Source organism: Methylobacterium crusticola (genome assembly GCF_003574465.1).
Classification (GTDB): Bacteria; Pseudomonadota; Alphaproteobacteria; order Rhizobiales; family Beijerinckiaceae; genus Methylobacterium; species Methylobacterium crusticola.
In genome coordinates this window covers 1-8,511 of the sequence record NZ_KZ984652.1, presented here as the reverse complement: position 1 = coordinate 8,511, position 8,511 = coordinate 1, and the positions used below count along the sequence as shown (strand labels likewise).

At 73.9% G+C, this 8,511-nt stretch carries 6 protein-coding genes and 1 riboswitch; all 6 genes read left to right on the top strand.

From position 1 onward, the window contains the following. Window positions 1-137: 137 nt before the first annotated feature. Entirely contained in the window at window positions 138-2,036 is a 1,899-nt protein-coding gene (dnaG, locus tag DT057_RS05090; RefSeq protein ID WP_128561031.1) for a DNA primase, read from the top strand. Window positions 2,037-2,232: 196 nt separating this feature from the next. Further along, window positions 2,233-4,227, top strand: coding sequence for an RNA polymerase sigma factor RpoD (gene rpoD, locus DT057_RS05085; RefSeq protein WP_128561030.1), 1,995 nt, complete (start codon window positions 2,233-2,235; stop codon window positions 4,225-4,227). A 385-nt stretch (window positions 4,228-4,612) separates the two neighbouring features. Beyond that, window positions 4,613-5,821, top strand: a complete 1,209-nt coding sequence (locus tag DT057_RS05080) for an adenylate/guanylate cyclase domain-containing protein (protein ID WP_128561029.1) — start codon at window positions 4,613-4,615, stop codon at window positions 5,819-5,821. Window positions 5,822-5,865: 44 nt separating this feature from the next. Further along, a riboswitch (TPP riboswitch) is annotated at window positions 5,866-5,997 on the top strand. A 68-nt stretch (window positions 5,998-6,065) separates the two neighbouring features. Next, window positions 6,066-7,274: a glycine oxidase ThiO gene (gene thiO, locus DT057_RS05075; RefSeq protein WP_128561032.1), complete on the top strand. Its 1,209-nt coding sequence runs from the start codon at window positions 6,066-6,068 to the stop codon at window positions 7,272-7,274. Beyond that, window positions 7,271-7,483, top strand: coding sequence for a sulfur carrier protein ThiS (thiS, locus tag DT057_RS05070; protein ID WP_128561028.1), 213 nt, complete (start codon window positions 7,271-7,273; stop codon window positions 7,481-7,483). Before thiO ends, thiS begins: the two co-directional genes overlap by 4 nt. 87 nt (window positions 7,484-7,570) lie before the next feature. Further along, window positions 7,571-8,344, top strand: coding sequence for a thiazole synthase (thiG, locus tag DT057_RS05065; RefSeq protein WP_128561027.1), 774 nt, complete (start codon window positions 7,571-7,573; stop codon window positions 8,342-8,344). Window positions 8,345-8,511 lie beyond the last annotated feature (167 nt).

Here is an 8,511-nt window from a genome sequence, read left to right as displayed (position 1 = left end):
CCCGCGGCGGGCTCCCGGCGGCGCGCCGGACGGGACGCGCCGTCGGGCGGCGCGCCCGCCTCCCCGGGCGAGGCGTTAGGACTCCGTCGACCCAACTGCGCTAGGATGCACGCCCCAGAGGCCTGCGGGACCGACGCGTGCGCTATCCTCCCCACCTGCTCGAAGAGATCCGCTCCCGCCTCTCGGCCTCCGAGGTCGTCGGGCGGCGCGTGCGGCTGAAGAAGGCGGGGCGCGAGTGGCGCGGGCTCTCGCCGTTCAACGCCGAGAAGACGCCGTCCTTCTACGTCAACGACCAGAAGCAGTTCTACCACTGCTTCTCCTCGGGCAAGCACGGCGACGTCTTCACCTTCCTGATGGAGACCGAGGGGGTGTCGTTCCCGGAGGCCGTGGAGCGGCTCGCCGCCGAGGCCGGGGTCGCGCTGCCGGCGCCGACCGAGGCCGCCCGCGAGACCGAGACGCGCCGGCGCGGCGCCCTCGAGGTGATGGAGCTCGCCTGCGCGTTCTTCGAGGACCAGCTCGCCGGCCGGGCCGGGGGACGGGCGCGGGACTACCTCGCCGGCCGCGGCCTCGACGGCGAGATCCGCCGCACGTTCCGGCTCGGCTACGCCCCGGCCGAGCGCTACGCCCTGCGCGATCACCTCGCCGCCCGGGACGTGCCGGCCGAGCTGATGGTCGAGCTGAACCTCCTCACCACCGGGGACGACATCAAGGTGCCGTTCGACCGGTTCCGCGACCGGGTGATCTTCCCGATCCGGGACGTGCGCGGCCGCGTGGTCGCCTTCGGGGGCCGGGGCATGAGCCCCGACGCCAAGCCGAAGTACCTGAACTCGTCCGAGACGCCGCTCTTCCGCAAGGGCGCGATGCTCTACAACCACCACGCGGCCCGCCGGAGCGCGCACGCCAGCGGCCGTGTCATCGCCGTCGAGGGCTACGTCGACGCCATCGCGATGACGCTCGCCGGGCACCCGGAGGTGGTGGCCTCCCTCGGCACCGCGCTGACCGAGGACCAGCTCGCGCTCCTCTGGCGCATGGCCGACGAGCCGATCCTGTGCTTCGACGGCGACGGCGCCGGGCGGCGGGCCGCCTACCGGGCCCTCGACGTGGCGCTGCCCGCGCTCCAGCCCGGCAAGTCGCTGCGCTTCGCCCTCCTGCCCGAGGGCCAGGATCCCGACGACCTCCTGCGCACGAGCGGCCCGGCCGCCATCGACCGGGTGCTCGAGGGCGCGCGGCCGATGGTCGAGGTGCTGTGGTCGCGCGAGGCCGAGATGGGCCCGGTCGACACGCCCGAGCGCCGGGCCGGCCTCGCCCAGCGCGTGCGGGAGATCGTCGGCGGCATCCGCGACGAGACGCTCAAGCGCTACTACCGCGACGAGATCGAGGCGCGCCTGCGCGGGATCGGGCCCGGCGCGGCCTCCCGCCAGCCGGCGGGCGGGCGGGCGCCCTTCGTCCCGCGCCGCGGGGCCTTCGCGCCGGCCCAGCCCGTCTCGCCGCGCCTGACCGCCCGGGCGAGCCCGCTCCTCGCCCGCTCGTCCCTGTTCACCGGCGGCTCGTCGTCACGGGAGGCCCTGATCGTCGCGGCCCTGCTGGTGCACCCCCAGCTCCTCGCCCACGAGGCCGAGGAGCTGGCCGAGATCGCCTTCGAGGGCCAGGACGCCAAGGCCCTGCGCGGCGTGCTCCTCGACTACGCGGCGGAGGGCGGCGGCGACCCGGCGCTCCTCGACGCGCGGCTGGCGCGGGCCGGGCTCGCGGCGGCGGCCGGCCGGGTCGCCGCCCTGGTGCGCCCGGGCGACCGCTGGGCGCTCGATCCCCACGCCGATCCGGTGCGGCTGGAGGACGCGCTTCGGCAGGCCGTGATCTTGCACCGCAAGGCCGGAACGCTACATAGCGAACTCCGGGCCGCCGAACGCGCCCTCGCCGAGGAGGAAACGGAGGCGACTTTCGCCTGGCTGCGCGACGTCAAGAGCCGTCAGTCCGTCGTGGCGGGCGCGGAGGGCGACGCGGACGCGACCGATGCCGGGGAGACGGAGACGCACTGAGGCCGCGCGCCACGCGTGACTTCGGCGCCCGATCCGGGATAGTTAACGACAAGTCAAGCAGATTGCTTGCACATTCGCGTGAGATTCGAGGGTGGCTGAGCCGTGCGCTCCGCCGCCCGTCAGTACATCAGCGGTGCCGATACGGCGGGGGCCTCAGCTCGCCCAGGTGCGCCGGCGCCGGAACCATAGGCTGAACATGGCGACGAAGGCAACGGAACGAGACGAGACCGAAGCGGCCCCCGAGCAGCAGACCGACGGCCCGCTCCTCGACCTGACGGATGCCTCCGTCAAGCGGATGATCAAGCTCGCCAAGAAGCGCGGCTACGTCACCTATGACGAGCTGAACGAGGTGCTGCCCCAGGAGGAGTTCACCTCCGAGCAGATCGAGGACGTGCTGGGCCAGCTCTCCGAGCTCGGCGTCAACGTCGTCGAGGCGGAAGAGGCCGACGACGGCCAGCCCGAGGGTGCGGCGCCCGAGGGCGGCGAGGAGGAGGAGGCCGGCGAGAGTGGCGAGGTCGCCGAGGCCTCGCCCGCGCGCCCCGTGGTGCTGCGCACCGAGACCGCCAAGGAGCCGACGGACCGCACCGACGACCCGGTGCGGATGTACCTGCGCGAGATGGGCTCGGTCGAGCTCCTCTCCCGCGAGGGCGAGATCGCCATCGCCAAGCGCATCGAGGCGGGGCGCGAGGCGATGATCGCGGGGCTCTGCGAGAGCCCCCTGACCTTCCAGGCCATCATCATCTGGCGCGACGAGCTCGTCGACGGCCGGGTGCTCCTGCGCGACATTATCGACCTCGAGGCGACCTATGCCGGGCCCGACGGCCGCGCCGGCCCGCCCGAGGTGGAGAGCGAGGGCGAGGCCGAGAGCGAGGTCGACGGCGCCCCGCCGGAGGGGGACGGCGACGAGGACGACCTCGAGAACAACGTCTCGCTCTCGGCCATGGAGGCCGAGCTGAAGCCGCGCGTGCTCGAGACCTTCGACGCGATCGCGGACAATTACCGCAAGCTGCGCAAGGTGCAGGCCGAGCAGGCCGAGACCCGGCTCCAGGGCAGCGGCGCCTCCGAGTCGCAGGGGCAGCGCTACGCGGAGCTGAAGAACCGCGTCGTCGCCGACGTGAAGTCGCTGTCGCTGAACGCCAACCGCATCGAGGCGCTGGTCGAGCAGCTCTACGACATCAACAAGCGCCTGATCTCGCACGAGGGCCGCCTGATGCGCCTCGCCGAGAACCACGGCGTCGCCCGCGACGAGTTCCTGCGCCACTACCAGGGCTACGAGCTCGACCCGCACTGGGTCGAGCGCGTGGGCAAGCTCGGCGGCAAGGGCTGGAAGAACTTCACCGAGCGCGGGCACGACGGCATCGCGACCCTGCGCGAGCAGATCACCTCGCTCGCCTCCGAGACCGGACTGGAGATCCAGGAGTACCGGAAGATCGTCCACATGGTCCAGAAGGGCGAGCGCGAAGCCCGCCAGGCCAAGAAGGAGATGATCGAGGCGAACCTCCGGCTCGTGATCTCGATCGCCAAGAAGTACACGAACCGCGGCCTGCAGTTCCTGGACCTGATCCAGGAGGGCAACATCGGCCTGATGAAGGCGGTGGACAAGTTCGAGTACCGCCGCGGCTACAAGTTCTCGACCTACGCCACGTGGTGGATCCGGCAGGCGATCACCCGCTCGATCGCCGACCAGGCCCGCACGATCCGCATCCCGGTGCACATGATCGAGACGATCAACAAGATCGTCCGCACCTCGCGCCAGATGCTGCACGAGATCGGCCGCGAGCCGACCCCGGAGGAGCTGGCCGAGAAGCTGGCGATGCCGCTCGAGAAGGTGCGCAAGGTCCTCAAGATCGCCAAGGAGCCGATCTCGCTCGAGACCCCGATCGGCGACGAGGAGGATTCCCACCTCGGCGACTTCATCGAGGACAAGAACGTCGTCCTGCCGATCGACGCGGCGATCCAGTCGAACCTGCGCGAGACCACCACCCGGGTGCTGGCCTCGCTCACCCCCCGCGAGGAGCGCGTGCTGCGCATGCGCTTCGGCATCGGCATGAACACCGACCACACCCTCGAGGAGGTCGGCCAGCAATTCTCGGTCACCCGCGAGCGCATCCGCCAGATCGAGGCCAAGGCCCTGCGCAAGCTCAAGCACCCGAGCCGGTCGCGCAAGCTGCGGAGCTTCCTCGACAATTGACGCCGCCTGGGTCGACCGGCCGACGCGGGAAGGCCGGGTGCCCCTTCCTGCCTGGGCTCGTCGGGCCGGTGGCCGGCGCCGGCGGCTCGTCGCCGGAAATCGGCGCGCCCCCGCACGGCGCGTCGGGCGCCCAGGGGCGAAGCCCTGGCGCGCCGCGTGCCGGTGCCGGACGGTTCGTGGCGTGACGGCATCCCTGGCGGCGCCCCCGCCGGTGCCGGCCGACCAAAGGGGCTCGCGTGAGGTTCGTCCGCCCCCGTGGGCCGCCGCGACCGGCCCCGCTGCCGCGTCGCGGGACGGGGGCGACGCCCCGCTTGCCCCACCTCTCCGAAGCCTTGCCGTAATCCGACGCNACCCGCCCCTTGGCTCTGCCCCGATACCGACGGCCATGGCGGACGGCTCGGAGGCGAGCGCGATCCCGATCGGGCTGTTCCGGGCCTGCGTGGCCCTGCGGGACTGGCTGCTCAGCGAGGGCTCGCGGCTGCCGGAATCCGGCGACCTCCTCGCCGGCATGGCCGAGCGGCTGAACGACCTCGGCGTGCCCATCGACCGGGTCACCACCGCCATCGACGCCCTGCACTCGGACTATTCCGGCGTCGGCCGGTTCTGGACGCGGGAGAGCGGGGTGAGCTTCCGGCTCTTCCCGCACGGCGAGGCCTCCGAGCGGGCGCTCGCGGCGAGCCCGTTCGCGCACGTCTACGCCACCGGCGAGTGGCTGCTCCTCAACCTCGCCGAGACGCACGAGGAGCGCTTCTCGATCCTGCCGGAGCTGAAGCAGGCCGGCTACACCTGGTACCTCACCATCCCGCTGTTCTTCACGAACGGCACCAAGAACGGCGTCACCTTCGCGACGCGGGCGCCCGGGGGGTTCAGCCACGAGCACATGGCGATCCTGCGCTTCATCGTGCCGACCCTCTCGGCCGTGATGGAGATGCGGGGCCTCAACACGCGCCTCGACCACGTCCTGCGGGTCTACGTCGGCGACGGGCCGCACCAGGCCATCCTGGCGGGCTTCATCCGCCGCGGGCAGGTGGAGCGCATCCGCTCGGCGATCCTGTTCGCCGACATGCGGGGCTACACGCATCTCACCGACGCGCTGACGCCGGAGGCCTCGGTGGACCTCCTCAACACCTACTTCGACTGCCTGGTGCCGCCGATCGAGAGCGAGGGCGGCGAGGTGCTGAAGTACATGGGCGACGGCCTCCTGGCGATTTTTCGCGAGAGCGGCGACGACCTCGGCGGCGCCGCCCAGGGCGCGCTCTCGGCGGCCCAGACCGCGCTCAGGCGCCTCGACGAGGCCAACCGGGCCGGGCGCTTCGCCACGCGGATCGAGGCCGGCATCGCCCTCCATCACGGCGAGGCCGCCTACGGCAACGTCGGCTCGGGGGCGCGCCTCGACTTCACGGTGATCGGCCGCGACGTGAACCTGGCGAGCCGGCTCGCCAAGCTCAACAAGACGCTGGCCGAGCCGCTCCTGATGTCGAAGCCCTTCGTGGACTTCCTGTGGGGCGACCCCGAGCTCCTCGGCACCCATCCGCTCGACGGCTTCGCCGAGGAGATGGCCATCTACCGCCCGGCCCGCGCCGCCGCCGGTTGAGGCACCCCGCCGGTTGACGCCGGCCCATGCCGCCCCCACATTCCGGTCGTTCCAGGGAGATCCCCGCCAAGGGGCTGAGACACCGCTGGACCGCCCGCCTCCGGGCCGGTCAGCGCGGAAATCCTTCGAACCTGATCCGGCTCATACCGGCGTAGGGATTGGACAGGGCTTCTCGGGCCCCGCGCGCTTCACCGACCGCGGCGCATTCCAATCTCGACGGGCCACCGTGGAGACGAGGTTGCGCATCCACCCCCCATCCCCGATCGGCCGGCGCCGCGGCGCCGAGGCCGCGCCCGCCGACGACCGCCCGCCGGAGCGGGCCGACGTCGTGGTGATCGGCGCCGGGCTGATCGGGCTCTCGGTCGCGTGGCGGCTCGCGCAGGGCGGGCTCTCGGTCGCGGTGCTCGAGCGCGGCCGGGCCGGCGACGGCGCCAGCCTGGCGGCCACCGGCATGCTGGCGGCGGCGGCCGAGCACGAGCCCGGCGGCGACCCGCTCCTGCCGCTCGCCGTGGCGAGCCAGCGCCTCTGGCACGGCTTCCGGGACGAACTCGAGGCGGCCTCCGGCCTCGGGATCGACTACCGCCGGGAGGGCACCCTGGTGGTCGCGCTCGGGCGCGACGAGGTCGAGCGTCTGCGCTTCCGGCACGACCTGCAGGTGCGGGCCGGCCTCTCGGCGGAGTGGCTGGGCGGCCCGGCGGTGCGGGCCCGCGAGCCCGGCCTGCGCCCCACGGTCACGGCCGGGCTCCTCTGCCCCGACGACCACCAGGTCGACCCGCCCCGCGTGATGGCGGCCCTGCGGGCCGCGCTCCGGGCCGCGGGCGGGCGCCTGATCGAGGCTTGCCCCGTCGCGGCGCTCGACCGGGAGGGCGGCCGGGTCGTCGGCGTCCGGACGGCGCGCGGCCCCGTGCGCGCCGGCACCGTCGTGATGGCCGCCGGCGCCTGGGCCGGGGAGGGGAGCCTCCTGCCCGACCTCGCGGTGCCGGTGCGGCCCCTCAAGGGCCAGTCGCTGGCGCTCAGCGTCACGCCGCGCAGCGGCGGCCTCGACCACGTGGTCTGGACCGAGCAGGTCCACATGGCGCCCAAGAGCGACGGCACCCTGGTGGTCGGCGCCACCGTGGAGGAGTGCGGCTTCGACCCCGCCCTCACGGCCGGCGGCCTGTTCGCCCTCCTGGAGGGCGCCCGCCGGGCCCTGCCGGGCATCGAGGAGATGCCGGTCGCGGGCGTCTGGACCGGCTTCCGGCCGACGCCGGACGACGACGCCCCGATCCTGGGCGAGGCGATGCCGGGCCTCGTCCTGGCGGTGGGCCACCACCGCAACGGCTACCTCCTGGCGCCCGTCACCGCCGCCGCCCTGGCGGACCTGATCCTGCGGGGCGCGCTGCCCCCCGTGGCGGCGCCCTTCGGGCTCGCGCGCTTCGCCCTGCCGGCGGCCGGCCCGGAGGCGCGGGCATGAGGCTCATCGTCAACGGCGAGCCCCGCGACAGCGACGCCGCGACCCTGGACGGGCTCTGGCGCGAGGAGACCGCGGACCTCGACCTGCCCGGCCCGCAGGGTTTCGCCATCGCCCTCAACGGCGCCGTGGTGCGCCAGCGCGACTGGGCCGCGACGCCCCTCGGCGCGGGCGACCGCGTCGAGATCGTGCGGGCGATGCAGGGCGGATGAGGCCCGCGCGCCCGACCAGGAGGGCGCACCCGCTCAACACCGACAAGCGCCGCTCGCCGGGAGGCGAGGGGCCGGGAGACAGCGACCATGGACGACACCGACCACCTCACCATCGCCGGCACGGTGCTGCCGTCGCGGCTCCTCATCGGCACGGCCGGCTACCCGACCCAGAGCCTCATGGCGCAGGCCGTGCAGGTGAGCGGCGCCGCCCTCGTGACGGTGTCGATCCGGCGCGTCTCCCTGCGCGGCCACGGCTCCGACACCGTGTCGCGCCTCGCCGGCGCGCGCTTCCTGCCGAACACCGCCGGCTGCGAGACGGCCCGGGACGCCGTCATGACGGCCGAGCTCGCCCGGGAGGCCCTGGGCACGAACTGGGTCAAGGTCGAGGTCATCGGCGACCGCGAGACCCTGTACCCGGACGTCGCCGAGACCCTCGAGGCCACCCGCCAGCTCGTCGAGGCCGGCTTCGTGGTGCTGCCCTACTGCAACGACGACCCGGTCGTGTGCAGCCGCCTCGCCGACCTCGGCGCCGCCGCCGTGATGCCCATGGGCTCGCTCATCGGCTCGGGGATGGGCGTCGCCAACCCGGCGAACCTCGAGCTGATCTGCCGCCGCTCGCCCGTGCCGGTGATCGTGGATGCGGGCATCGGCACGGCCTCGGACGCGGTGATCGCCATGGAGCTCGGCGCCGCCGCGGTGCTGCTCAACACGGCGGTCGCCAAGGCGGACGATCCGGTCCTGATGGCCCGGGCCATGCGGCACGCCGTCGAGGCGGGCCGGCTCGCCTACCGCGCCGGCCGCATCCCGCGCCGGGCCCGGGCCGAGCCGTCGAGCCCGCAGCTCGGCCTCGTCGGCTCGTGACGGCGCCGTCGCGCCCGCTGCCGTCGCGCCTCCTCGTCGTCACCGACCGGCACGGGTCGCCCGAGCCGCTGCCGGCCCGGGTCGCCGCCTGCCTGGCGGCCGGCGCGCGCTGGATCTGGCTGCGCGACCGCGACCTGCCGGCGGCCGAGCGCGGGGCGCTCGCGGCG

Excerpts from the sequence above, each read along its gene's own strand:
- rpoD (WP_128561030.1), top strand. The coding sequence starts at position 2,233 with ATGGCGACGAAGGCAACGGAACGAGACGAGACCGAAGCGGCCCCCGAG.
- DT057_RS05080 (WP_128561029.1), top strand. The coding sequence starts at position 4,613 with ATGGCGGACGGCTCGGAGGCGAGCGCGATCCCGATCGGGCTGTTCCGG.
- thiS (WP_128561028.1), top strand. The coding sequence starts at position 7,271 with ATGAGGCTCATCGTCAACGGCGAGCCCCGCGACAGCGACGCCGCGACC.
- thiG (WP_128561027.1), top strand. The coding sequence starts at position 7,571 with ATGGACGACACCGACCACCTCACCATCGCCGGCACGGTGCTGCCGTCG.